This window comes from Acinetobacter sp. N1-1 (assembly GCF_056711485.1).
Genome location: NZ_JBWXUO010000012.1, coordinates 948,666 through 974,502, shown reverse-complemented (window position 1 = coordinate 974,502; position 25,837 = coordinate 948,666). Strand labels below are relative to the sequence as shown.

Genomic DNA, 25,837 nt, shown 5'->3' with positions numbered 1-25,837 from the left:
GCGAATATTAACGATAATAATAATTTTTCTCAATAACTAATAGCATATTTTATTCTTAAAATTTATTATTAGGTGCAGATTTATCTACTGTCTAATTTAATAAGGCGCAAATAAAATGCACCTTATTAAATTGAGGAATTAAATTAATGACCAGAGCCGTTAATTGCTTTTGTCATATCTTCAACAACTTTTTTCGCATCACCAAAAATCATCATTGTTTTTTCATCATAGAATAAATCATTGTCTAGACCTGCATAACCCGTTGCCATTGAACGCTTAATAACCATAATTGTACGGGCTTTATAAGCTTCCAAAATAGGCATACCATAAATTGGAGAACCTGGATTATCTTTTGCAGCAGGGTTTACAACATCGTTTGCACCAATCACAAGAACAACATCTGTGGCAGGAAAATCTGAGTTAATTTCATCCATCTCTAGAATGTCGTCGTAAGGTACATCTGCTTCTGCAAGTAAGACGTTCATATGTCCAGGCATACGACCCGCAACAGGATGTATTGCAAAACGTACTTTCACGCCTTCTTCTTTTAGTAACATTGCAAGTTCTTTTACAGCATTTTGTGCACGACCTTGCGCCATACCATAACCTGGTACAATCACTACACTATCTGCATTTGACATAAGGAAGCCTGCATCATCTGCCGAACCAGAACGATAGTTTCTTTCAACTTTTTCGCCTGATGTTGCCACAGTAGCAGTACTTGCTGAGCCGCCAAATAGAACATTGATAATACTACGATTCATTGCCTTACACATAATGTACGACAAGATAGCACCAGATGAGCCGACCAATGAACCTGCGACAATAAGCATGTTATTTTCAAGCGTAAAGCCTATTCCTGCTGCTGCCCACCCTGAAAAAGAGTTCAGAAGAGAAACTACAACTGGCATATCTCCACCGCCAACAGGCGCAATCCACACCCAACCAAATGCAAGAGCAAAAGCAGTCATAAGCCAGAAAGCAGCCATATTTCCTGTTGTAAAGAAATAACCACCACAAACAATCATTACTACAAATAAAATAGCTTGTAACGGTTTTACCCAACCACCTGCAATTGTTTTTGCCCATTTTTTTGCAGCGAGTTTTCCATAAGCAAATAAAGATGCTGTAAAGGTTATTGCGCCTACAAAGCAACCAACAAATAATTCAAAGAAGTGTACCTTACTCATATGTGGCTGATCTACGCCTGCACTTTGCAATGCAGATGCATTTTGCTCAAACAATCCAACCAAGTGATTGTTATGCAAAATTGCAGCAATTGCGATTAATACAGCAGACAAACCAACCAGTGAATGCATCAGTGCAACAGTTTCAGGCATTTGTGTCATTGGCACAGTACGTGCGCGAGTAATACCTACGACTGCACCTAGAGCCATCGGAATTAAAATAAGCCATACAACCACATGGTCTGCAACAAAAAATGTCGTTAACACTGCAATTGCCATAGCCACCATACCATAACGATTTCCTTGAATCGCAGTTTTTGGGCTAGACAATCCACGTAATGTTAAAATAAATAGAATCGCACCAACAAGATATAACCAACCAGAATATTCTCTTATCAATTCCATTGTTTATACCTCTTCTTTCTTTTTCTGTTTTGGTTTAAACATTTCAAGCATACGTGCTGTAACTGCAAAACCACCAAAAATATTAATACTTGCTAAAAAGACAGCGACTGCACCTAAAACACTAACAACATTTACACTTTGAAAAGCAACATTTGCTTCAATCCCAAGCACTGGTAAACCAACAGTTTGTAGCATTGCACCTACAATGACAATTGAAGAAAGCGCATTCGTTACTGCCATTAAAGGTGTATGTAAAGCAGGTGTCACACCCCATACCACGTAATAACCTACAAATACAGCCAAGACAAAAATAGTTATTGTTTCAATCATTTTCTCGCTCCTCAGCTACGCTTTAACAACAGCTCGCCATCATGACTTACGAGCAATGCTTTTTGAATTTCATCTTCTAACGTAATATTTAACTGCTTATCTTCATTAAAGAGAGTATTTAGAAAGTTAAAAACATTACGCGCATATAATGCAGATGCCTCTGTTGCAACTGTAGAAGGAATATTTGGAACACCTAAAATTTGTACGCCATTTTCTGTTACAACCGTTTCATTCACGACTGAACCTTCAACATTACCACCTGTTTCAACAGCCATATCTAAAATGACAGATCCAGGTTTCATTTTTTTCACAGTTTCAGACTTAATTAAACGCGGTGCATTACGCCCTGGCAACAATGCTGTAGTAATCACAATATCTGCCTGACTTACAGCTTTATCTACAATTGCAGCCTGATCTTTGATGTACTGTTCACCCGGCATCCAACCATAGCCATTTTTTGCCGCATCGGCAGCACGTTGTTGCTCTTCTTCAGACATTGGTACATCTAACCATTTGCCACCTAAAGACTGAACTTGTTCTTTTGCCGTAGGGCGCAAATCTGTTGCCTCAACCACTGCACCTAAACGTTTTGCCGTTGCAATAGCCTGCAAGCCTGCAACACCTACCCCCATAATGACAACTTTTGCAGGTTTAACCGTGCCTGCTGCCGTCATAAGCATTGGAAACAAGCCTTGATAAGCATTTGCTGCCAATAAAACAGATTTATAACCTGCTAAGTTTGCTTGCGATGATAAAACATCCATATTTTGTGCGCGCGATAACGTACGTGGAAGTAACTCTAATGCAAAAGCAGAAATCTTTTGGGAGGCAAAAGTATCTAACTCAGGATTACGAAATGGATCAAACATTGCAACAACAGTAGTATGTGGTTTAATTTTTTTAATTTCATCACCAAAAGGTGCACGTACTTTTAATATAATTTTACTACCTTCATAAGCATTATCAGTAATTTTCGCACCAACATTTTCATATGCGGAGTCAATATATGCCGATTTAATACCAGCACCACGCTCAATGACCACATCATGACCATTACTTATTAATTTTTTCACGGTTTCAGGCGTAGCAGCCACACGATTTTCGCCTGCCACGGTTTCAGTTGGTATTCCAATCTGCATGAGTATTCCCCAAGCTAAGGTCGTTATTAAACAATACGAAATTACTTTTTCGCACGATATGTCACTTTGATTTTATGTAATCAGGAAAAAAATACTACCCATTATTTATTTAATAAATAGACAATATTTCCAAGTAAACATTTTTATACAACCTTAAAAGAGTTAAAATATTAAGGTTTGACTCAAAAAATAATATTTTTTATACATACTGTACAATTAGCCTTTTGTCTTAAGATATACATATTATTCCTTTTATTTTAATAACTTATAAAATATATCTATAAAATTAAATTTAAAACTATTATTTATTAAATAAAAATCAATTATTTATTTAAAGAAACCCAATTAACAAAATAGATTTAAGTAATGGCACAGCATTGCTACTCTATAGAATAAATTTAAAAGTACGGCATCAATTATTTAAAAAAACCTAAAATAAGAGAGATACTGATATAAAAACTATCTACTACTCACCCAAAAAAATATATTTTTTCTAATATTTATTGCCAATTTTTAAGCTATATTTTTTCTTATTTTATTCGACTTTATTTTAAATCATGATACTAAGAAATAGTATTCACATATATAAGTGAAATTGATATTTAAATTTCAGATATTAAACACTAAAGTTTATGATAAATTGCCATAAAATTACTCTCAAACCCTCAATGCCGTATTTATAATGTCTTCCATTCAAGATATAAGCCAAAATAAAAAACTGCTTTGGCTAATGGCTATTTCCTGCGGTCTTACAGCAGGTGCAAATTATTTTTGCCAGCCACTCATACATTCTATTCAATATAGTTTTCATACATCCGTAGCACAAGCTCAACTTACAGTTACACTAGCCCAAATATCTTATGCACTTGGTCTATTATTTATTGTTCCTTTAGGAGATATTACTCAAAAAAGTAAATTCATCCCTTTACTCATGACATTTGCAGGCATAGGGTTACTACTTTGTGCTCTCTCTATAAACCTACCAATGTTATGGTTTGGCACTCTCATCACAGGTTTATTTTCTGTAGCTGCACAGGTACTTATTCCATTTTCAACAATGCTAGTTAAACACAGTAAAATTGGTGAAACTGTTGGTTTTTTAATGAGTGGGTTATTAATTGGTATTTTACTTTCGACCAGTTTGGCAGGAATATTATCTAACTTATTACATTGGAAAATAATTTACTTATTGAGTGCATGTCTTATTTTTTGGTGTGCATATCAACTAAAAAAACAACTACCAAAAACTCAAGTTACGCCACTAAACTATTTTAATATATTTAGTTCCATGAAAGCTCTAATTACTGAAGAACATCGACTCATTATTCGTGGGTTGATGGGTAGCTTTTCATTTGCTTCCATGAGTATTTTATTTGCAACTATAGCCGTTTATTTATCCGAGCCGCCTTTTAACTTAAAAGATGCATACATTGGTATGGTAAGTCTTGTCGGTATTATAGGTGCGCTCTCATCGCAATATGTAGGTAAATTATGCGATCGTGGCTACACTGTTCATCTTACATTTATCGGTAACTTTTTACTTATTTCAAGCTGGATTTTTTTATACTTATCTCAGCAAAATTTTATTTACTATCTCATTGGTTTTGGGGTACTTAATGCAGGTGTCGCATTTATACACTCATGCAACCAAAGCATTATTTATAAATTAAGACCAAATGCAAAGTCACGTATAAACTCAATTTATATGACATTTTACTTTGGCGGTGCTGCATTTGGTTCAGCTATAGGAATCTTTGCATGGAGCCATGGTGGTTGGCTTTGGGCATGCTTTAGCGGAATTGTATTGGCTATGCTTACAGCTATGTTTGCCACTATCGATTATTTACTTATACAAAGAAAATACTATACATCAATATAGTTTAGTTTTTCCATGTCAGCACAGTTTCAATATATGCTTGTATTGCAAGCTGTGCATCATGGCTTGTAATTGCTTCAGCAGGATGATGACTCACTCCTTTTTCACAACGTACAAACAGCATACCTACAGGCCATTGGGTTGCTATTGCAATAGCATCATGTCCTGCACCACTTGGTAAATATTTTTCTGTAGCTTGAACTTTAGAAATACCATATGCACAACGTTGCTGTAGATCTTCATCACAAGCAATAGCTTGAATTCTATAAAACTCATCACTTTCAAAAGTAAGTCCACGCATGGTTGCAATAAATTGTGCTTTTTCTAAAATTTTTTCCAATGCATGATCTATAACAACATCGTTAGGACCTCGAATATCCAATGATAATGAAACTTGTCCTGAGATTACGTTCACTGCATTGGGTTTATTTTCAATATACCCAACGGTAGCTACTAAGCTTGTATCTGCATGTGGTACATACTCATCAATTTCAACAATCCATTGCGCTGCTGCAACCAAAGCATCTTTTCGGTGTTGCATAGGTACTGTACCCGCGTGTCCTGCATGTCCTTTAAACTGACACATTAAACGGCGTGCACCATTAATAGCAGTCACCACACCTAATGCAAGATTCTCTGCCTCTAAACATGGACCTTGTTCAATATGAAGCTCAAGATAAGCAGTGATATCTTCTTTTTTTCTTTTAGCCTGAGAAATCTGAAGCGGATCTAAACCAAAATCTCGCATGGCTTGCGCAATTGAAATTCCATCACGGTCTTTACGTTCAAGCCAATCTTTTTCCCATTGCCCTGTCAATGCTTTACTTCCCAAAAGCGTGACATCAAATCGTGTACCTTCTTCATCTGCAAAACCAATCACCTCAACAGCGAAAGGCAAGCGATATTTATGGGCATGTAAAAAAGCAACAACTTCAAGTGCAGTTAAAACACCTAAAATTCCATCATATTTACCCGCGTTTCTTACAGTATCTAAATGTGATCCCAATAAAATTGCAGGTGCATTAGGCTCTATACCTTCATACCTACCACAAATATTTCCAACCTCATCTTGCCAAACATGCATACCAATTTCTTGCATCCATATGGCAACTTGCGCATTGGCTTGCTGATGTTCTTTAGATAAATAAATGCGTGTCATGGCATGAGTATCACTACTTATTTTTGCCAATGATTCAATACGTGACATTACTCTTTGAGCGGCAAGTTCTATATATTGTGGAGAAATCTCAATCATGAATTTTCTCCATTCACTGATGAAGCATATACATTCCAAGCCGCTTGCATTGCTTCACCTTGCTTTGTAGAGAAACCAAGCTTATTTAACACAGCTTCTAGTGCTGTAAGTGTCTGTAAAACACAATCTTTTCTTGCGTTATAACCCATCGTACCAATACGCCAAATTTTCCCTTGCAATGGACCAAATGATGTTCCTATTTCAATTGAAAAATCATTGAGCAACATTTGACGCACCTCTTCACCATGAATATTTTCAGGAATTTCAACACCTAATACATTGTTCATGCGATGCTTTAAATCACCAAATGTATTTAGCCCCATATGCTGAATACCTGCCAATAACGCATTACCATGAAGTTCATGTCTTGCAATTGTTTCAGTTAAACCTTCTTGTAAAATAATTCGCGCACACTCTCTTGCACCAAACAGCATTGTAGTTGCTTCAGTATGATGGTTTAAACGTTCAGGTCCCCAATAATCCATAATCATGCCAAGATCGAAATAATTTGAGTAAATAAACTCATCATCACCTTGTATATGTGCCTCTGTACGAATGCCCTCTTCCACACATTTACGACGACGAATCACTTCTTCAAAGCGCGCATTTAATGTAATTGGAGAGCTACCTGATGGGCCTGCCAAGCATTTTTGTAGGCCTGCTGAAACAGCATCAATTTTCCATTCATCTACTTTTAATTCATTTCCACCAAAAGATGCTGTGGTATCGGTATATAAAAGAACATCATGACGGCGACAAATTTCACCTAACTCTTGAAGAGGCTGTAGCATAGTTGTAGAAGTATCGCCTTGTACCGTCAAAAGTAGCTTCGGACGTACTTTAATAATTGCATCTTCAATCTGTTGCGGATCAAAAACTTGGCCCCACGGTACTTCAATTGTATGTACTTCTGCACGACAACGGCGTGCAATCTCACAAAGCAACTGACCAAAACGCCCAAATACAGGAACTAAAACACGGTCACCGGGCTGAATAGAGGAAATAAGTAATGCTTCAATGCCTGCACGAGATGTTCCATCAATAAGCATCGTCCAACGATTTTCGGTTTGAAATAATGCACGATACAACTGCATCACTTCATTCATATAATTTGTCATTGCAGGATCATACTGACCAACCAATTGCGTTGACATCGCACGTAATACACGTGGATCAGCATTAATTGGACCTGGCCCCATTAATAAACGGTGTGGTGGATTAATCTGCTTAAAATTATGAATATCTAAATCGTGCATTTCCATGAACCCTTTAATTACCTGCAATATCGATACATCTAAACCATCAATGAAACAAAAGTTTCAACAATTATTTTAACTGCAACAAATATGCCAAAAATTATTCAAGTTCATTCAATTGCGCATAACATTGAGATATTATTTTAACTCGTTCGCTTGAATGATTTAGAGACGCATGTAGAAATGCATTACTCAAAAAATTGCAAAAACTCATTACTGTTGTATAACTATCGAATGCAGAGATACTGTCTAAACTAATATGAATATGCCAAGAAGATAGCTGTGTCAGTTCTAATGATTGTCCTTCAGAAACAAGTAAAACAGGCACATTATTATTCTTTAAGTACTGTAAAATATGCTTTAAATGCTGTGGTCTACGGCGAAAGGCAAATAAAATAAATACATCTTCTTCTGTTAAATCAACTAATTCCTCCGCAATGGTTTGCCCCGACTGCGGATATATAAATACATTATTTCTGGCTTGTAATAGCTGTTGGCGTAAATGTAGTGCAACGGCATAGCTATTACGAAACCCTGTTATTGCAATTTTTTTCGCTTTTTGTAAAACATCTATAACCATTGAAAACTCAGGTGATGCAAGGTACTGCATTAATATCTTTAGGTTTATTTTTTCTTGTTCATAATGCTGTTGTAGAAAGCTATCTGTTACAAGCATTTCTTTATTTTCAACAAGTGGCATACCTTGCTGCCTTAATATTCTCGTATGCTCGCGTAGTGCTTTATAGTTTGTATACCCAAGGCGCTTGAATAATCGACTAACTGTTGCTTTAGAAACACAGCTCAATCTTGCAATTTCTGCACTATTATAAGTCACCAAATCATTTATATGATCCAAAATAAACTTAGCAACTTTCTTTTCTTGCGGTGTGAGTACTATATATTCTGCTTTTAACTGATTTTCTAAATTATGCATAAGTTTTAAATCATATAAATATTAACAACGCGCAAAGCCTAATATGCCCTACGCGCTGTTTTATAAACAACATATATTATTTGTTATGTACAGCGGTTTGTTTCATTACCACTGTAGCTACTTCTTTTTTTCTAGCAATTACTAGATATACAGCACCACCCAACAATGCACCAATAAACCATGTAAATGGTGCAAGTGAACTTAAAGCGGGTGTCAGTGTAATCACTAACCCTGCAATTACAGATAAAAATAGTGCGGTAACTGCATATGGATTTACACCATTTTTATACCAATATGCACCTTGATTACTTTCAGTAAACAGCGCGTCTACATCTACATTTTGTTTTTTGATAAAGTAAAAATCTGTAATTAAAATACCAAATAATGGACCAATAAATGCTGCGAGCAAATCTAAGGTATAGTGAATAATTTCAGGAGAATTAAACAAGTTCCACGGTGTAATTAAAACTGAACCGATTGCAGCTATCATTCCACCTGTACGAAAACTAATTTTACTTGGAGAAACGTTTGAAAAGTCGAAACCTGCCGAAACAAAGTTAGCCACAATATTAATACCTACAGTTGCAACTAACACAGTAACTATTCCCAAAATAACAGCCGTTGTATTATCTACTAAAGCCACTGTTGCTAACGGATCTGTAATCATTTTCCCCGTAATTGAGAAAGTTCCCGAAACAAGAACTACCGTAATTATTGAAAAGAAAATAAAATTTACAGGTAAGCCCCATAAGTTTCCTTTTTTAACTGCATTCATGTCTTTGGTATAACGTGAAAAATCACCAAAGTTTAGTAATGGCCCTGAAAAGTAAGATACAACCAATGCTACAGCAATAATAAATTGACTGAGCATACTGCCATGTACTGTACGTTTGCTACTTAAATCAAAATTAATATTATGCCAACCTGCTTTAGCAATTACCCATACAACAAGTGCGAGCATAACCACATAAATCATTGGCCCTGCCCAATCGATAAACTTTTTAATGGTTTCCATACCTTTCCAAAAAATGAAGGCTTGAACCATCCAAATAAAACCAAAACACATCCAACCCAATTGGCTTAAATTTAAAAATTGCGTATGTGTAAAATTAGAAAGAGATGGGAAAAACTTAAGTAAAATAAGCATCAATGCATTAGATGCAAGCCATGTCTGAATACCATACCAAGAAACAGCTATTAGCCCACGAATCATTGCAGGAATATTTGCACCATATACACCAAATGCTTGACGGCTAATAACCGCATAAGGTACCCCTGAAATTTGGCTTGGTTTAGCAATAAGATTTGCACACACCTGTACAATACAAATTCCAACAATCAATGCTATAAGCACTTGCCAGCTTGTTAACCCCAATGTAAATAAACTGGCTGCAAACACATAGCCCCCAACGCTATGCACATCTGACATCCAAAATGAAAAAATGTTATACCAAGACCACGTTTTTTTTGCAGGCTGTAAGTCTTGGTTCGATAACCTTTTACTGTATTTACTGCTCATACGTCTGACTCACGATTTATTTTTACTTATTCTCTTTAAGCATAAATCAAGCCAAATATTTAAAAACATCATTAAAATAAAATAAGTTATTGTTATTAAAAATAAATTTTTAACTAATAAACCAAAACAAAAACTCATTTTCAAGAATCAACCATGCACTTTTTTTAATCAAATTATTCAAGTGTATTGGCATATATTGTGCATCTTTATAAAAACACATCATTTTAAAATAGGTTTAGATTTGAAAATTCAGGTAATTAATCCTAATACATCTAAAGATATGACACGCTCCATTGAGCTAAGTGCAAAGCACATCGCCTTACCTACAACTGAAATTATTGCAGCTTGTCCTGAATATGGCGTTGCTTCTATTGAAGGGCATTACGATGAGGCGATTGCAAGCATTGGATTATTAGAACTGATTCAGAATGCACAATCTGAGAAAATAGATGGCCATATTATTGCGTGTTTTGGTGATCCCGCTTTACATGCAGCTAGAGAAATTGCCACAGCACCTGTTATTGGTATTGCTGAAGCGGCTTTTCACATGGCAACGCTTGTTGCAACGAAGTTTAGTATTGTAACCACACTTGCACGCACAAAAATTATTGCCGAGCATTTATTACATGAATATGGTTTTGCACAAAAATGTGCGCAAATCCGTTGTATTGAGTTGCCTGTACGCACATTAGAAGAACAAGAAGATTTTGCTTATGCACAACTACGTGCAAGCTGTATCGAAGCAAAAGAACATGACAATATTGGAGCTATTGTGCTAGGTTGTGGCGGTATGTCAAAAATGGTGGAACAGCTTTCTAAAGAAGTAGGTATTCCAATTATTGATGGTGTAACAGCAGCGGTAAAACTTATCGAAAGCCTACATGCTTTAAATATTAAAACAAGTAAGTGGGGAGACTATGCCCCACCTACAGTAAAATAATTACGCTTTAGGATAATGATGACGATACCAGTGATCTGCAATATCTTGCCGACGGCAAATCCATACACCATCATGCGACTGAATATAGTCTAGAAATTTTTGTAAGGCTTTAAATCGTGCAGGACGACCCAAAATACGGCAATGCATACCAACAGATAACATTTTTGGTGTATGCTTTCCTTCCTGATAAAGCACATCAAAAGCATCTTTGAGATACCCATAAAACTGATCTGCATTACTAAAACCATTTGGTGAGCAGAATTTCATATCATTGGTATCAAGTGTATAAGGAATAATAAGATGCGGTTTTTTATCATCATCTAATGATGTCCAAAATGGTAGGTCATCGCCATAGTAATCACTGTCATATTGAATATCAGAAAACTCTGCAAGCAGTCCACGCGTATTTGGACTATCTCGCCCTGTATACCACCCCATGGGTGCTTTACCAAAGAGTTCTTTCAGTACAGACATGGCTTGGTGCATATACTGGCGCTCTTGCTCTATGCTCATGTTCTGATAATGAATCCAGCGTTGGCCATGTGAAACAACGTCATAATTTGCCTGTTTAATAGCTTCAACAATTGGCATATGACGCGCCAATGCCATACCTACACCGAATATCGTGAGTGGTAAATTTCTTTTTTGAAACTCCTCATGAATACGCCAAAAACCTGCACGAGAACCATATTCATAAATAGAATCCATAGAGCGATGAATATTGGGATAGCTTTCGGCACCAATAATTTCCGATAGGAATTGTTCAGACCCTGCATCACCATGCTCGATATGATTTTCACTACCTTCTTCATAATTTAAAACAAATTGCACTGCAATTTTTGCATCATTTGGCCAATTCGCATGTGGATACTTACCGCTGTACCCAATTAAATCACGTGAAGATGTTTGAGCTTGAATATCCTCAATCAGAGATTTTCCAGTTAAATATGAATTGGTCACGATTTATTCCTATATTTTTCTTCACTATATTGAGTTAAATATAAGCAAAAAACGCACCATTGTTATACAAAAACAGAAATAATTACGCTGGCATTAGAAAATATAAAACTCTCAATATTTTCATAAACTTTTAGAATATTTCCTTATTTTTCATAATTAAATCGATATCTGTCATCTTTAAAGTCGAAATAATTAGCCATTTATTATCCTTTGTAACACCTAACCTTCTTATTGCCTTCTGTACTGCTTGTTGAGAACATTTAAAACGCATGGCACGTTGATGCTGATAAGCATCAGGATAAAGATAAAAATCTTTTAGTAGCATTTTTGCTGAGATTTTCATCTCTGGATAATTACGATCAGATAGTTTCTTTATTTGTTCCGTCCATAAGAGAACAACAGCCATAGGGATATTAAAATTACTTTCTATGAATTGATATGTTTTGCCTTCATTAATTAAATTTAATATCTCTAATTTTCTTTCCTTGGAAAAAGACATATCTACTCCTAAAATATAGCCTTTACAAAGCTTAGTTTTAAAATATGCCTTTACGCTGAAAAGCATATTTTAAATAAGTAGACTATTCAACTACCAAACAACAACCACTCGTCTATTAGGTGCTTGACACTGGATATTAGTAGATGTCCTTTGAGTACCTTTACAATGTTCAAACTGTTGTGTTTCATTCGCAGCAACCACCTGAATTGTGTTTGCAGGAATACCCAACTCTACTAATTGTTGAGCAACAGTATTTGCTCTAGCTTGAGAAAGTTTATCATTATAACTATATGAACCTATTTTATCGGTATAGCCAATTACATTAATATGCGTTGATTTTGACTTTGCAATTTCTTGAGCAATTTGTGAAATTGGTGTAGACCCTGCCACAATAGATGACCGATCAGAACGATCAAAATCAAATAATATATAACCTTCCGTTGGGTTAGCTTGCACAGGCAATGGTGCTGGAACTGGCACAATATTATTATTTACTCCCCAATCCATGAGCCCTTGGCAATCTTCGCCTTTCCATGAAAGTCTTTTACCAATATAGTGCTTATCAAAATCAATTCTAAGTTGGCAACGCTTATAATCATGAGTATTGGGAATACGAATATCTAATACATAATTCCACGTGCGTACAAAGAAAATACCTTCACTAAATTGAGGATTACCCAATAAATGTCGATATTGGTCTTTTGTTAGACCTACATCTAAATCGGCAATAGTTCCGTACTCATATCTTGGTACTTGTTTAAGATAACTCTCTGTAATTTTAGGAAACTTAACTTCTGTTTCAGCCTGTTGATCTTCTGCATGCACATATGTAATTGATGCAGTAACCAGTAATACAGTGCTAGCCATTAAAGTTGTTAGATTTGTTTTTTTCATGTTGATGTACTCTTAAAATTAATATTAGAAGCTTCGGAGAAGATATTGTATTTCTTCTCCGAGTGAATGCTGAATAATTAGTTAATTACACCAGTTACACCGACACGGAATAGAGGTGACCCCTCAGTCCCACCTGCTACACCACCTGTTACAGACCAGCGTCCATTATCTGCTGTACGACGTAATGTCGCACCTACTGCGCTTTGGCTATTGTAGTAAGATGCACCCACTGCATAAGTCCATTTTCCTGCGATGAATGGCGCTTGCTCCAAAGCTGCTGTCGCGGCAATACCAGCAGATAATTTATCTTCAAGTTTATTAATACGATTATTTGTATATGTAAATGCTTGATTTAAATTATTTTCAACAGTACCAATTCTATTATCTACCGCAGTAAGTGCGCTACCAACATTATTATAAGTCGAGCCTGCAACACTATAAGTTGGTGCGGTGACTTGACCATCTGAACCAACTGTAGAGCCACCTCCTAGATATGTGGCTGTATTACTGTTTGCTGTGTAAAGCTGAGAACCATTTACTGCATCTTTACTAGTACTTGACACGGTACCATCCGCAACACTCGTTACTTTTTGGCTACCCGCATTTATTCCCGAGCCTGTAATATCAACTGATCCAACAGCTATACTATTTACATTTAAATCTTTCGCAGTTGCTACCTGATAATTCGTACTTCCATCTGTATTTGTTGTTTGTGTAACAACAATATTATCTCCTTGGCTTACTGTTGTTTTCGCTTGAGTAGCAGCTTGACTAACACTTGCAATTGCATCATTGATATTGTCTTTTCCAGTACCACCAATGTTACTCGTCGAAATTGTACCATCTGCATTTACTGTCGTTGAACCACCTATCGCACTTGCAACGCTGTTAGATACACCTGCCAATTGTCCACCGTTAACAGCATCTTTAGATCCTGTAGCAACAGTACCATCCGCAACATTTGTTAATGTTGTACCATTTGTACCGCCTTCTAATGTCACCTTATCTTTATTTACAGTACCATCAGAATTTTTGTCATATTTAACTGCATTATCAGAAAGTGCATTAATATTATTCGTTACAGTACTAATTGCTGTATCAAGTTGCCCTTTAGTAGCTGCATCTGTTGCATTAACACCATCTGCCACATTGGTAATCGTTTTACCCCCTGCATCAATCCCTGATGATGTCACGCTTGGACCATTTACAATGGTTAAGCCATTGCTATTAAGAGTGGTATTGCCAGTAGTTACACTGGTAAAGGTTGCATCTTTAGCAAGACCAATAATTAAGTTCCCATCACTATCCGTTGTGGTTTTGATGTTAGAACTATCATATTCACTATCATCCTTAGTACCTGTCCCTTTAATGGTTAGGGTTTCACCTAAGTTTTTATGAACTGTACTGCCTGAATTTCCTGCAAAGTTGAGCCCTGCGCTCGTTAAACCACTTGTTGCACTATCTAACTGAGTTTTGTTAACCGCATCTGTTCCGTTAACTGCATCTGCCACATTCGTAATGGTTTTACTGCCTGCATCAATCCCTGATGATGTCACACTTGGACCATTTACAATGGTTAAGCCATTACTATTAAGTGTTGTATTGCCAGTAGTTACACTGGTAAAGGTTGCATCCTTCGCAAGTCCAACAACTAGGTTCCCATCACTATCCGTCGTGGTTTTGATGTTAGAACTATCATATTCACTATCATCCTTAGTACCTGTCCCTTTAATGGTTAGGGTTTCACCTAAGTTTTTATGAACTGTACTACCTGAATTTCCTGCAAAGTTGAGCCCTGCGCTCGTTAAACCACTTGTTGCATCATCTAACTGATTTTTGTTAACCGCATCTGTTCCGTTAACTGCATCTCCAACATTCGTAATGGTTTTACCCCCTGCATCAATCCCTGATGATGTAACACTTGGACCATTTACAATGGTTAAGCCATTACTATTAAGTGTTGTATTGCCAGTAGTTACGCTGGTAAAGGTCGCATCCTTCGCAAGCCCAACAACTAGGTTCCCATCACTATCCGTCGTGGTTTTGATGTTAGAACTATCATATTCACTATCATCCTTAGTACCTGTCCCTTTAATTGTTAGGGTTTCACCTAAGTTTTTATGAACTGTACTACCTGAATTTCCTGCAAAGTTGAGCCCTGCGCTCGTTAAACCACTTGTTGCATCATCTAACTGATTTTTGTTAACCGCATCTGTTCCGTTAACTGCATCTCCAACATTCGTAATGGTTTTACCCCCTGCATCAATCCCTGATGATGTAACACTTGGACCATTTACAATGGTTAAGCCATTACTATTAAGTGTTGTATTGCCAGTAGTTACGCTGGTAAAGGTCGCATCCTTCGCAAGCCCAACAACTAGGTTCCCATCACTATCCGTCGTGGTTTTGATGTTAGAACTATCATATTCACTATCATCCTTAGTACCTGTCCCTTTAATGGTTAGGGTTTCACCTAAGTTTTTATGAACTGTACTACCTGAATTTCCTGCAAAGTTAAGCCCTGCACTCGTTAAATCACTTGTTGCATCATCTAACTGATTTTTATTAACCGCATCTGTTCCGTTAACTGCATCTGCCACATTCGTAATGGTTTTACTGCCTGCATCAATCCCTGATGATGTTACACTTGGACCATTGGTAATAGTTAAACCATCATTATTAAGGGTTGTATTACCTGTAGTTACACTGGTAAAGGTCGCATCCTTCGCAAGTCCAACAACTAGGTTCCCATCACTATCTGTCGTAGTTTTGATGTTAGAACTATCATATTCACTATCATCCTTAGTACCTGTCCCTTTAATGGTTAGGGTTTCACCTAAGTTTTTATGAACTGTACTACCTGAATTCCCAGCAAAGTTAAGCCCTGCACTCGTTAAATTACTTGTTGCATCATCTAACTGATTTTTATTAACCGCATCTGTTCCGTTAACTGCATTTGCCACATTCGTAATGGTTTTACTGCCTGCATCAATCCCTGATGATGTTACACTTGGACCATTGGTAATAGTTAAGCCATCATTATTAAGAGTGGTATTGCCTGTAGTCACGCTGGTAAAAGTTGCATCCTTCGCAAGTCCAACAACTAGGTTCCCATCACTATCCGTCGTAGTTTTAATGTTAGAGCTATCATAGTCACTATCATCCTTAGTACCTGTTCCTTTAATGGTTAGAGTTTCACCTAAGTTTTTATGAACTGTACTACCTGAATTCCCAGCAAAGTTAAGCCCTGCACTCGTTAAATTACTTGTTGCATCATCTAACTGATTTTTATTAACCGCATCTGTTCCGTTAACTGCATTTGCCACATTCGTAATGGTTTTACTGCCTGCATCAATCCCTGATGATGTTACACTTGGACCATTGGTAATAGTTAAGCCATCATTATTAAGAGTGGTATTGCCTGTAGTCACGCTGGTAAAAGTTGCATCCTTCGCAAGTCCAACAACTAGGTTCCCATCACTATCCGTCGTAGTTTTAATGTTAGAGCTATCATAGTCACTATCATCCTTAGTACCTGTTCCTTTAATGGTTAGAGTTTCACCTAAGTTTTTATGAACTGTACTACCTGAATTCCCAGCAAAGTTAAGCCCTGCACTCGTTAAATTACTTGTTGCATCATCTAACTGATTTTTATTAACCGCATCTGTTCCGTTAACTGCATTTGCCACATTCGTAATGGTTTTACTGCCTGCATCAATCCCTGATGATGTTACACTTGGACCATTGGTAATAGTTAAGCCATCATTATTAAGGGTTGTATTGCCTGTAGTTACACTGGTAAAGGTCGCATCCTTCGCAAGTCCAACAACTAGGTTCCCATCACTATCCGTCGTGGTTTTGATGTTAGAACTATCATAGTCACTATCATCCTTAGTACCTGTTCCTTTAATGGTTAGGGTTTCACCCATTTTTTTATTAATGGTAGTTCCTGAGTTTGCAGCAAAGTTTAACCCTTTATCTACAGCTGTATTTAAGGTATCTACAGCTTGATTTGTTGCATAAAGTTGACTTCCATTAATTGCATCTGTACTTGTGGAGCTAACTCGTCCAGCAGCTAGATTAGTTAATGTACGTTCATTACCTGAACTACCGATAGATACAGTACTAGTAGGACTCGTTCCTGCATATGTATATGTAGTACCTGCAATTGTACCACTTGAAGTTGCTACAGTTGCAGCTGTACTTGAGTTAGATCCTAAAGCTACATCATTCGCATTATTTGCTACACTACTTGAACCTAAAGCCAAGCCATTCGTTGCGACACTATGTGCACTATTACCTAATGCTACACCTCCAGCAGCATCCACATTTGACTTATATCCTAATGCTACAGAACCTTGTCCAGTTGCAGTATTGGTGTTACCCATAGCAACAGAGCCATCTCCATTGGCTGTATTGTCCTTACCTGCTGCAACAGCACCTGCACCTGTTGCATTATTTGGATCACCAATTGCAACAGCACCATCTCCACTGGCTGTATTTCCAGCACCAATTGAAACTGCTTTACCATCTTTAGCAACTGCTGCTGAGCCAATTGCCACAGATTCTGCAGATGTCGCTTCAGAGCTATCCCCTATAGCAATGGATTTACTTCCTGATGCAGTTGTTGTAGTTCCTAAAGCAATTGCACTTGTCGCAGTTGCACTCGCGGTATTACCTAATGCAGTTGCATTTGTATTATTTGCAATAGAATTGGAACCTTGGGCAATTGAGTTAGAACCACTTGCATTTGCAGTATTACCAATCGCAGTCGCACCAGAGCCGCTCGCTGTAGAATTTGTTCCTTGTGAAAATGAATTTGTTCCACTAGCTGTTGCTGTATTACCTAATGCAGTTGCATTTGTATTATTTGCAATAGAATTGGAACCTTGGGCAATTGAGTTAGAACCACTTGCATTTGCAGTATTACCAATCGCAGTCGCACCAGAGCCGCTCGCTGTAGAACTTGTTCCTTGTGCAATCGTATTTGCAGCAGTTGCATTGGAGGTATTACCAATTGCTGTTGCACCAGAGCCACTCGCAGTAGAATTTGTTCCTTGTGCAAATGAATTTGTTCCACTAGCTGTTGCTGTATTACCTAATGCAGTTGCATTTGTATTATTTGCAATAGAATTGGAACCTTGGGCAATTGAGTTAGAACCACTTGCATTTGCAGTGTTACCAATCGCAGTCGCACCAGATCCACTCGCTGTAGAACTTGTTCCTTGAGCAATCGTATTTGCAGCAGTTGCATTGGAGGTATTACCAATTGCTATAGCATTTTGACCACTAGCTGTTGTGGTAGTTCCTTGGGCAAATGAGTTAGAACCTGTTGCGCTTGATGTATTACCAATCGCAACTGAGTTTGCTGCATTAGATTTAGAGCTAGTACCTACTGCTATTGATGATGCTCCTGCTGAGACAGAACTACTTCCTATTGCAACTGAACTGCTATTAGTTGCACTGCTTGTTACTCCAAGCGCAATTGCACTTGCTGCACTTGCATTTGCGGTATTACCAATAGCTGTTGAACTTATTCCACTTGCTGTTGTATTCACACCTTGAGCAATCGAATTATATGCACCTGCTGCGATAGTGGCACCGCTGCCGATTGCTATTGAATTATTTGTACTTGTTGAAGATGACCCATTAACTTTAGCATTATTACCTATAGCCAAAGAATTAGAAGAATAAGTAACTCCACTATTTATGCCTTGAGCAATCGAATTTAGTGAACCACTATCTATAGATGCATTTGTACCTATTGCAATACTATCTACACCTTTATTTGTTGGTGTATTACCTATTGCAATAGCTCCTGTAGCACTGGTCGCTGCAGATGTACCTATAGAAATTGAATGACCACTTGTAGCAGTTGATCCTACACCAAATGCAATTGCACTATCTGCAGAGGCAGTTGTTGCACCACCTATTGCAATAGCATTTATAGTATTTGCTGTCGCAACATTCCCAATAGCAATTGTAGATTGTGCGGATGAAGTTGTAACATTTCCTAAAGCAATTGAAGACTCACCTGAAGTATTAGATTTATATCCTATAGCAACAGAACTTAAGCCACTTGCACTTGCTGAGTCCCCCATTGCTATTGCTCTAGTAGCACTAGATTCAGAAGCAGCACCTATGGCAATCGAGTTTTCTTCCTCAGCACTATTATTATTACCTATAGCAATCGAACCATCTCCAGATGCTGTTGTATTCTTTCCAATTGCAATTGACAAATTACCCGAAGCATTAGCATTACATAATATAGCTAGAGAATTAGGACCCGTTGCTTTTGCAATACCTTTATCCGTAGTATCAGTACAGCTATTCGAAATAGCTGTACCATTAGTGCTATTACTACCAGTTCCTGTAGTAGTTCCTAATTCACCACCACTAACTCCAGCTTCAGCAAAAATATTAGGTGAGAAAGTAACTAATCCACTTACCAAAGCTATTGAACCAATTTGTTGTAATTTTTTTGAAGATCCTTTTGTTTTTCCTTTTGCAAGCTCTGAAACAACAACCCAACTATTTAGTATCGTATTCCATACAATTTTATACACTTTATTCATAGCTCTCTCCTAACAAGATACTTTTTGTATATTTTCGGAGTATATGTTTTTGGTTTTTTTATGATCAGTAACTTTTGTATATAGAAATTACTTAAAAACACAAAAAATAAATAAAAATATCTTAATTTTCTCAAATAGAGATAATATGATTAATAAAAATGTTAAAAAATATAAAAAATTAGTATTTCTTATAGTATTGCTTTTTCTTATAGCAAAAAAATATTTATGATAAAAACAAATGTTAAAAAAAAAATTAATTTAAAATCAAAATTTTAATTGTTAAAAAAAAATTAATTTAAAATCAAAATTTTAATTGTTAAAAAAAAATTTATATTAATAAAGTATTAGTATAAAGTTAGTAAAAAAAAATATAATATGTTCCTTTTTTTAAAAATTTCCCATTAAATCTTATTTAAATAAAGAATATAACGCAGAAAATGCAAAAAAACCATATTTTTAAAAAAAAATTATTAAATTTAAAAACATATATACAACCAATTAAAATAATTTTATTTATGACAAATAAATCAATAACTTATTTTTAATTTTTAAACACATGATTCAAATATATTTAGAGTATTCGTTATTTTTTTATAACTATTTTTCTTACTTTTCTTCATTTTCACTATTTTTCACTATTTTTCACTATTTTTTTCTAAAAAAAAATAAATACTCCGTCATAAATATATATTTTATATAAAAATTTAAGAGCTTGAAAAAGTTAAATATAATACCAAAATTAAAATAAATATCACTTCCACTTATATTTGATAAAAATATTATCCTATTAATAAATAAGTTAACCAATTAACACTTATTAGTCAATAGGAATACTTAAATACATAAAAAATTAAATAACACTATTAAATTAACTATTATTTATAAAACAACAAAAAGAACATTGTTTATTGATTTTTAGATATACAAATTTAAAATATGCACTCATAAAAATTTTGTTTTAAGTATTACAGTAAGTTTTAATATTATAGATTTTAAGTAAGAGTATGATTTTTTATTAAGTGTTATTATAGTGACTATATTTTCATTTAGAAAATCATATCACCTTTTAAGATGTTGAAATTTAATGAATATTCCTAAAAAACCTTTTAAGTCAGACAGCCCAAGGGTTAGCGTTGCTCCAATGATGGATTGGACAACTAAAGATTATCGCTTTTTTGCACGTCTTTTTAATCCAAATATTATCCTATATACGGAAATGGTAACCACAGGTGCTATCTTATTTGGAGATGCAAAGCGTCACTTAGATTTCAACAAACAAGAACACCCTCTTGTACTCCAACTCGGTGGCTCATCCCCTGAAGATCTAACTTTATGTAGTAAAATGGCACAAGATTGGGGTTATGATGAAATTAACCTAAATGTCGGTTGTCCAAGTGATCGCGTACAAAACAATAAGATTGGTGCATGCCTTATGGCTGAACCTGATCTTGTTGCAACATGCATAGAGCAAATGCAACAAGCGGTTCAAATTCCTGTACATGTGAAACATCGTATTGGCATTGACGACATGCAATCGTATGAAGAAATGCTACATTTTGTAGATACTGTTGCTAAAACAGGTTGTACTTATTTTGTTGTTCATGCACGTATTGCATTACTCAAGGGACTTTCACCAAAAGAGAATAGAGATGTTCCACCTTTACGCTATGAAGATGTATATCGTTTAAAACAAGAACGTCCACATCTAACCATTGAAATTAATGGTGGCATTAAAACTGTTGAGGAAACACAACAGCATTTGAAACATGTTGATGGCGTAATGATTGGGCGTGAGGCATATCATAATCCTTACTTGCTTGCTGAATTAGGCGAGTCCCTTTGGGAGATTGCACCACCTGATCGCTTCGATATTATCGAACAAATGATACCTTATATCGAAAAGCGTTTAGCTGAAGGTGCACCACTTTCAATCATTACACGTCATATCTTAGGTTTATTTCAAAATCTTCCTGGTGCGAGAAAATGGCGGCAAGCCCTTAGCGGTGGTCAAGCTAAATCATTAGATGACATCAAACAAGCAACAAAAAATATGAAAGAAGCAATTCTTCGTACAGAAGCATATATTGCAGATAAGCAAAGCTAATCTTAGATATTTTTAGCTGATATCATTGCAATTTCAATATTGGAGTTGCATGATATTTCAAAGAAAAACTTCGAGAATATATGTGAATCTCTTTAAAGGCTGGACAACTTTTGAAAAAACTTGGCTGATCGTGTTTACCACCATTCAGCTTATTTTATTTTTTTGGTGGCAACAAACAGCTATTGACCTCATCTGTGCCCTAACCAATATGCTTTGCGTTGTTCTTGTTGCAAAAGGAAGAATGGAAAATTTCTTTTTTGGTATTATTGCAACTGCACTTTATGCTTATATTTCATATAACAACAAAATTTTTGGTGAAGCCATGCTCAGTGGGCTTTTCTATTTACCTATGCAATTTATTGGCTTGTTCTTTTGGCTAAAAAATAAAAATAATCAATCACAAAAACAAACAGATATCCAAGTAAAAAACCTTTCGCTAAAAGGTTGGATACTTATGCTAATTATCGTATTCACCTGTTCTTTTGCATATGCAGAGTTCCTTTCATATCTGAATGCCCAACAGGTTCATTTAGACTCATTCACAGTTATCATTTGTATTATCGCCCAAATACTTATGACCATGCGTTATTCTGAACAATGGTTTTTATGGATTAGTTCTAATATTCTAGGCATTATTATTTGGATAAATGCAGGCAACTATGCCATGGTCATGATGACATGTGCCTCTTTATTTAACGCACTCTATGGCTGGTATCATTGGCATAAAAGCGCATTGAATACCCAAAAAGTTACTTAAATTTAACGTAAGACATTCATTTTATTTATCAGTATTTAGGGAATAAAATCATGAACTGTATCTTCTGCAAAATGGTCAATAAAGAAATAGAACATCACATTGTTGCAGAAGATGAAAAAAATCTTGCCTTTTTATCTTTATATCCCAATACACATGGTACAACCGTAGTCATTCCAAAATAACACTTTAGTAACTATGCATTTGATTTAGATGACTCCGTTTTATGTGATCTGATCAAATTCACAAAACAAGTTGCAAAGAAACTCGACCATTACTTTGACGATGTTAGCAGAACTGCAATGGTATTTGGGGCGTTGGGGTAGATCATGTTCGCCCTAAATTATTCCCTATGCATGGCACTACTCAAACACAAGAAAATTGGCAATGCATTAAATCTTCTGTAGATCACTATTTTGAACAGTATGAAGGATATATTTCATCGCATGATTATAAGCAAGCTGACCATATAGACTTAGCAAATTTAGCGTGTCATATTCGTGAAAACTAACCAACCAAATGTTATTGGACTTTTTTATCCAACTTTTTTAAAACCTCTGCGACCGCAACCATCGCAAAACTTGACGTAACAACTACTGCCGAACCATAACCACCACAGCGCAACCCTGCTGTGGCGCAAACCTCTGCGCTAGAAAAAGGATTATCAATCGAATAAACACAAGTAATACCAAACTTTTCTTTTGGCTTTTTGCAAATACCCTTTGCACGCATTTGGCTGCGTAATTTTGCAAGCATCGGGTCTTGCTCAGTTTTAGACAAATCTGCCACTCTAATTTTGAGTGGGTCTAATTTACCACCTGCACCACCAGAAACAATAAGCGGAATTTTATTAAAACGACAATGTAGCATCAATGTAAACTTTGCTTTTACATCATCAATACAGTCTAAAACAACATCTGGCTTAGATGCCATTATTTCATTTAGATTATCAGCAGATAAGTAGTCATCTACTAAATTAATTTGAATTCGAGGATTAATTTCACGGCAACGTTGTGCCATCACTTCAATTTTCTCATACCCTAAAGTTGAAGATAGTGCAGGTAATTGACGGTTAATATTCGATGCAGCAAGCACATCCATATCAATTAAGGTGAGTCGTCCAACACCTGTGCGTGCCAATGCTTCAACAGCCCAACTTCCTACGCCACCAATACCAATCACCATGACATGACTCTGAGTATATTGCTCAAAAGAAGATGTTGTATAAATCTTTTCTACACCTGCAAAACGGCGTTCATATTCATCATCTGTAGTGAAGTCAGTCATGCAATTTCATATCTTCTATATTTTAGACTTCACTATTTTACCGTGTTTTAAGAAACTCGTCATTTTTCTATATGTAATACCTGCATTGAATTTTCCCAAAGCTTTTCTGCTAGAACCATTTGATTCATATTTAAAGCTTCTGCAAGTCCTTTTAATACATAGTACAAATTTTCAGGGGTATTTCTTGTTCTAGTTATATTCGAAGATTGACAGCACAACGGCGTCATATCTGGACAATCTGTTTCAATGACTAAGTGTTCATACCCCACAGTCTGAATGACTTGATGTAACTTTCGAGCATTTAAATTGGTTACTTGCCCTGTCACCCCAATTTTAAATCCAAGTTTTATAAATGCTTTAGCTTCCTCTACACCACCACTAAAAGCATGTGCAATTCCACCCTGCTTAAATTTAACTTTTTTAAGTTGCTGTAAAACATCTGCATGTGACTTTCTAATATGTAGCAAAACAGGTTTATCAAATTGTTCTGCCATCAACAATTGCGCTAAGAAATAATCTTTCTGCTTTTCGTATACAGCAGTTACTTTATGCTGTTTTAAAAAAGTATCTAAACCAATTTCACCAATTGCAACACAGTTATGTGTATTTAATAACTGCTCAAGTAAATATAAATCATTTTTCTCATGCTGTTCTATGTAAAATGGATGTAGTCCGGGTGCTAAATAACTTTTAGGTACAGTATTTCCCTGAGCATTTAGCCACCGATGTATTGCAACCAAATCGGGAAACCGCTCACGCAGAAAACCAATTAAAATAAGTGCATCTACACCACGTGTTTTTGCTTTTTCTGCCAATAGTTGACGATCTACATCAAACTCAGAAACATCGAAATGCGTATGTGTATCAAATAATTTCACTTGTAGAATTCAAATATCTATTACATATTCTTAGGTAAATAGTTTTGTTTAACCACACCCACTAACTGCTCATAGCCTATTGTAAAACTTGGCATACCTACCACATAAGGTCCTATCTCATACTCCCCATACTGAAGTACCAACCCTTTATCATTAAAATAAAAATTCTTAGAAAGCTTAAATGCCCATGCTTCTTCATAATCACTAACACTATCTGCTAAATTCTCACGTTTTATCCATTTCTCAAACTGATCATGTGCAAGTTTCTCAAGTTCTTTTTCTTTTCCATGCTCTAAAATATCATTCAATTGTAATTGTTGTTTTGTTTTTAAATTAAAGTTGAAATATTGCTGTGAAGCTGAGCCATGTGCCCCACCTAAAAAACTGTCTGTACTTAACTGCACAACGACCATCTGCGGTGTTTGCTTAATAATTTTAGGCTCTATATGTAAACTAATATTTGCATTTGCACTTAGCTTTTTGAGCTCCTGATCAAGTGCCATAAATGCATCAGCATACTGTTGAACCTGTACTACATAAGAATCTTGATTTTGTTGTACTGTACTCGCAGTTTTCTTCATTGCTGCTGTAACATCAGAGTTATCTAAAATCTGTTTTAATTGATCTAAAGAAGATTGTTCAATAGTTTGATCAATGAATTGAAAATTACTTTGAAGATGCTTTACAGAGAATTCTGGACAATTATTGCCTGAACAATTATTTAAAGTAATAGAAACAGGAACAATCTCCCCTTTAAAAACAACTTCAGTCGATTGCGTCTTTGGTTGAGATGCAGTTTGCGGTTCAGTATGATGAGATTCATTTTTTTGACATCCTGTCATAATAAAAGTACTTCCCAAAATGAAGCAGGACAAATAAATTAATTTTATTTTAGAAGAATGCATAATATTTTATTTTCCTATGAAATATAGCTCATCACACTAAAGTTGAAAAAATAATATACAACAGTATGTATGCAATTTATGTAAGTATTTCTAAATAATATTCAGATATTATAAGACACAAATAAAAACAGCCCCTATCA

20 protein-coding genes are annotated in these 25,837 nt (G+C 35.9%); 6 read left to right on the top strand and 14 right to left on the bottom strand.

Translation table 11 applies throughout. From position 1 onward, the window contains the following. Positions 1 to 143: 143 nt before the first annotated feature. From AC1MPL_RS04875 to AC1MPL_RS04865, 3 genes are read right to left on the bottom strand one after another with little or no spacing between them, the layout of a single operon-like run. Positions 144 to 1,592 (bottom strand): NAD(P)(+) transhydrogenase (Re/Si-specific) subunit beta, encoded by a 1,449-nt coding sequence (locus tag AC1MPL_RS04875; protein WP_479764659.1) that lies wholly within the window; start codon positions 1,590 to 1,592, stop codon positions 144 to 146. Between the two features lie 3 nt (positions 1,593 to 1,595). Next, complete coding sequence (locus tag AC1MPL_RS04870) at positions 1,596 to 1,922, bottom strand: proton-translocating transhydrogenase family protein (protein ID WP_479764658.1); 327 nt, start codon at positions 1,920 to 1,922, stop codon at positions 1,596 to 1,598. Between the two features lie 11 nt (positions 1,923 to 1,933). After that, positions 1,934 to 3,061: a Re/Si-specific NAD(P)(+) transhydrogenase subunit alpha gene (locus tag AC1MPL_RS04865; RefSeq protein ID WP_479764656.1), complete on the bottom strand. Its 1,128-nt coding sequence runs from the start codon at positions 3,059 to 3,061 to the stop codon at positions 1,934 to 1,936. Between the two features lie 682 nt (positions 3,062 to 3,743). Between AC1MPL_RS04865 and AC1MPL_RS04860 the strand changes: the two genes are divergently transcribed. Next, the gene (locus AC1MPL_RS04860; RefSeq protein ID WP_479764654.1) at positions 3,744 to 4,940 is read left to right on the top strand and encodes an MFS transporter; all 1,197 of its coding nucleotides are present in this window, start codon (positions 3,744 to 3,746) and stop codon (positions 4,938 to 4,940) included. A 1-nt stretch (position 4,941) separates the two neighbouring features. Here the strand turns inward: AC1MPL_RS04860 and hpxK are convergent, their stop codons facing one another. From hpxK to AC1MPL_RS04840, 4 genes are all read right to left on the bottom strand, one after another. Next, a complete protein-coding gene (gene hpxK / locus AC1MPL_RS04855; RefSeq protein ID WP_479764652.1) occupies positions 4,942 to 6,192 on the bottom strand; it encodes an allantoate amidohydrolase in 1,251 nt (416 codons plus the stop codon). Beyond that, entirely contained in the window at positions 6,189 to 7,448 is a 1,260-nt protein-coding gene (locus tag AC1MPL_RS04850) for a pyridoxal-phosphate-dependent aminotransferase family protein (RefSeq protein ID WP_479764651.1), read from the bottom strand. The genes hpxK and AC1MPL_RS04850 overlap by 4 nt, the downstream gene beginning before the upstream one ends. A 100-nt stretch (positions 7,449 to 7,548) precedes the next feature. Further along, the gene (locus AC1MPL_RS04845; protein ID WP_479764649.1) at positions 7,549 to 8,382 is read right to left on the bottom strand and encodes a MurR/RpiR family transcriptional regulator; all 834 of its coding nucleotides are present in this window, start codon (positions 8,380 to 8,382) and stop codon (positions 7,549 to 7,551) included. Between the two features lie 76 nt (positions 8,383 to 8,458). Next, a complete protein-coding gene (locus AC1MPL_RS04840) occupies positions 8,459 to 9,901 on the bottom strand; it encodes an NCS1 family nucleobase:cation symporter-1 (protein WP_479764648.1) in 1,443 nt (480 codons plus the stop codon). 241 nt (positions 9,902 to 10,142) lie between these two features. On the opposite strand from AC1MPL_RS04840, the gene AC1MPL_RS04835 reads away from it, so the two are divergent. Further along, entirely contained in the window at positions 10,143 to 10,841 is a 699-nt protein-coding gene (locus AC1MPL_RS04835) for an aspartate/glutamate racemase family protein (protein WP_479764646.1), read from the top strand. On the opposite strand, the gene puuE is transcribed toward AC1MPL_RS04835, so the two are convergent. From puuE to AC1MPL_RS04815, 4 genes are all read right to left on the bottom strand, one after another. Next, entirely contained in the window at positions 10,842 to 11,801 is a 960-nt protein-coding gene (gene puuE / locus AC1MPL_RS04830; RefSeq protein WP_479764644.1) for an allantoinase PuuE, read from the bottom strand. Between the two features lie 130 nt (positions 11,802 to 11,931). Then, positions 11,932 to 12,300: an IS630 transposase-related protein gene (locus tag AC1MPL_RS04825; protein ID WP_479764642.1), complete on the bottom strand. Its 369-nt coding sequence runs from the start codon at positions 12,298 to 12,300 to the stop codon at positions 11,932 to 11,934. Positions 12,301 to 12,390: 90 nt separating this feature from the next. Beyond that, positions 12,391 to 13,194: a trimeric autotransporter adhesin/peptidogylcan-associated protein TpgA gene (gene tpgA / locus AC1MPL_RS04820; protein ID WP_479764640.1), complete on the bottom strand. Its 804-nt coding sequence runs from the start codon at positions 13,192 to 13,194 to the stop codon at positions 12,391 to 12,393. 77 nt (positions 13,195 to 13,271) lie between these two features. After that, complete coding sequence (locus tag AC1MPL_RS04815; protein WP_479764639.1) at positions 13,272 to 19,769, bottom strand: ESPR-type extended signal peptide-containing protein; 6,498 nt, start codon at positions 19,767 to 19,769, stop codon at positions 13,272 to 13,274. A 1,084-nt stretch (positions 19,770 to 20,853) separates the two neighbouring features. Here AC1MPL_RS04815 and dusA point away from each other — a divergent pair. The 4 genes from dusA (at position 20,854) to AC1MPL_RS04795 (ending at position 23,138) form a co-directional block, all read left to right on the top strand. Further along, on the top strand, positions 20,854 to 21,873 hold the full coding sequence (gene dusA / locus AC1MPL_RS04810; RefSeq protein ID WP_479764637.1) for a tRNA dihydrouridine(20/20a) synthase DusA: 1,020 nt from the start codon (positions 20,854 to 20,856) through the stop codon (positions 21,871 to 21,873). An 82-nt stretch (positions 21,874 to 21,955) separates the two neighbouring features. Next, entirely contained in the window at positions 21,956 to 22,630 is a 675-nt protein-coding gene (pnuC, locus tag AC1MPL_RS04805) for a nicotinamide riboside transporter PnuC (RefSeq protein ID WP_479764635.1), read from the top strand. 50 nt (positions 22,631 to 22,680) lie between these two features. Beyond that, positions 22,681 to 22,812, top strand: coding sequence for an HIT family protein (locus AC1MPL_RS04800; RefSeq protein WP_479764634.1), 132 nt, complete (start codon positions 22,681 to 22,683; stop codon positions 22,810 to 22,812). 167 nt (positions 22,813 to 22,979) lie between these two features. Continuing rightward, positions 22,980 to 23,138, top strand: coding sequence for a hypothetical protein (locus AC1MPL_RS04795; protein ID WP_479764632.1), 159 nt, complete (start codon positions 22,980 to 22,982; stop codon positions 23,136 to 23,138). A gap of 11 nt (positions 23,139 to 23,149) precedes the next feature. Here the strand turns inward: AC1MPL_RS04795 and AC1MPL_RS04790 are convergent, their stop codons facing one another. The 3 genes from AC1MPL_RS04790 to AC1MPL_RS04780 are packed head-to-tail and all read right to left on the bottom strand — an operon-like array spanning position 23,150 to position 25,634. Beyond that, on the bottom strand, positions 23,150 to 23,914 hold the full coding sequence (locus AC1MPL_RS04790) for a tRNA threonylcarbamoyladenosine dehydratase (protein ID WP_479764631.1): 765 nt from the start codon (positions 23,912 to 23,914) through the stop codon (positions 23,150 to 23,152). A 59-nt stretch (positions 23,915 to 23,973) separates the two neighbouring features. Beyond that, positions 23,974 to 24,792 (bottom strand): TatD family hydrolase, encoded by an 819-nt coding sequence (locus AC1MPL_RS04785; RefSeq protein WP_479764629.1) that lies wholly within the window; start codon positions 24,790 to 24,792, stop codon positions 23,974 to 23,976. Between the two features lie 20 nt (positions 24,793 to 24,812). Continuing rightward, the gene (locus tag AC1MPL_RS04780; RefSeq protein WP_479764628.1) at positions 24,813 to 25,634 is read right to left on the bottom strand and encodes an RsiV family protein; all 822 of its coding nucleotides are present in this window, start codon (positions 25,632 to 25,634) and stop codon (positions 24,813 to 24,815) included. Positions 25,635 to 25,837: the final 203 nt, after the last annotated feature.